This window comes from Viscerimonas tarda (assembly GCF_054601255.1).
Genome location: NZ_BAAHWV010000117.1, coordinates 1 through 1,730, shown reverse-complemented (window position 1 = coordinate 1,730; position 1,730 = coordinate 1). Strand labels below are relative to the sequence as shown.

The following is a 1,730-nucleotide window of genomic DNA, read 5'->3' as shown; positions in this document are numbered from 1 at the left end:
TAATTTTTGATTCTTACCAATCTGGAAGCTCAGGTCGGGCGAGAGGTTCAGGTTTTCGCCCTCGGTATTCAGGTTGCCTGCCTGCTGCAGGAAGCTGTTGAAGGGCCTATGGATGCTTCCGTCCGAACGGGCGATAATGGTAGCGGGCGACATCGGATGCGCCGGAACGCTCAGGTCGTCGTTGATATTCAGCGGATTGTAGCCGTGCGCATTCCATACCTGACGGGCAGGCGCCCAAGTGTTGGGAGTTACACTGCCATAAACTAACAATCTGACTTGAGTAGTTCTATTTTCACCGTTAACAGCCCCCGAAACAAGAATTTCGGCATGACCATCTCCATCCAAATCTACCACAATAGGGTATTCGCTATGCGTTGCCGAAGCACACCCGAATATCGCATCGTTGCCTAATTGGTCTTTTACATTATTTCCATCCTTATCCAATATCCGGATATGGGTTTCATCGCGGTAAATCAGTTCCACCTCGCCGTTGAGGTCAAAGTCGAACATCGACATGGTGGTAGCGCCGGATGTATCGGAGGTGGTTTTACCTGTCCATAAGGATACCAGCGCACTTGCCCCGCTGTCGTAAGTATAGGCCCACATACGGCTATTGGTTGTGAAACAAATATCGGGTATTCCATTACCGTCAATATCTCCGATAAAGGCGCGGGAACCGGAGGGCGTACCCGTATTTATCGGAGCGCCTATCATTGCTCCGGTGTTCCCCTGCCAGCAATATATGGTTGCACCAGGGATAGTTCCACCTGCTGTTCCTGTCGCTTGATGAGCCTGAGAGACCACTACATCCAGTATCCCGTCTCCATCCATATCGGCCACCGAGGTCATCCCATCCACTTGTTCGACATAGGCTAGCACTGTTGCGGTACTCAGGGCCGGATTGCTGCGGTTTACCGTTACTTTGTAGGTGGTGTTCCCTGCAACTACTTCCTGCACGCCATCGCCATCTATATCGGCTATTACCGGATAAAAGGCTAAAGCGCCACCCTGAGATCGGCGGCCTCGTCCATACGCATAACCATTCGGGGTAGTTCCGCCGGGCAATGTTACCAGTAAGAGGCCTGTACTTCCATCAAAAATGCAGTCGCCGGCAAGTATCTCTACCTCGCCATCGCCGTCTATATCGGCTGTAACCGGCGTCATTCCCGCTTCACTCGAACAAGCTACTTCATTGCCTGCTCCGTCATTCGAGACCCATTTGAGCGTACCATCCTGTGTATAACAACGGAGCTTTCTCTCACGAGTCGTTACAAGTATTTCGCCGTCGTCGTCGTGATCCACATTGGCTATAGCATAAGGATGCCCAAAGTAATTGCTCAGGCCATCTATTGCAGTTCCGGCAGTATTGGTTATGGCGAAAGAATATTTCAAGCTCAGATCAGCATTAAAAACATACATACTGTCACTATTATTTCCTGTTGATTGTTTGGCTGGTATGACTACCTCTATCGATCCATCGCCGTCCAAATCGCCGGTAAAAGGAGTTGACAGGTAATGGACCGGTAGCGATTGCTTTTTCAGTCCAATATCCCACACAAAAGGCGACGAAGGCACAGTACATTCGGCATCGTCAATAAAGTCGGGCTTGTCTCCCACATTAATGTAGGCGTCGCCCTGGGCGGAAGTTCCATCATTCGAGCAGGTAATCTTGTAGGTAACCTTCACCTGTCCATAAAAACCGCTCTGTGAGCGAAAGCGCAATTTCTTGT

1 protein-coding gene is annotated in these 1,730 nt (G+C 50.2%); it reads right to left on the bottom strand.

Translation table 11 applies throughout. The features are described 5' to 3' along the window. On the bottom strand, window positions 1-1,730 hold a 1,730-nt coding region (locus ACYPWY_RS16170; protein WP_459686577.1), incomplete at both ends, for an FG-GAP repeat domain-containing protein.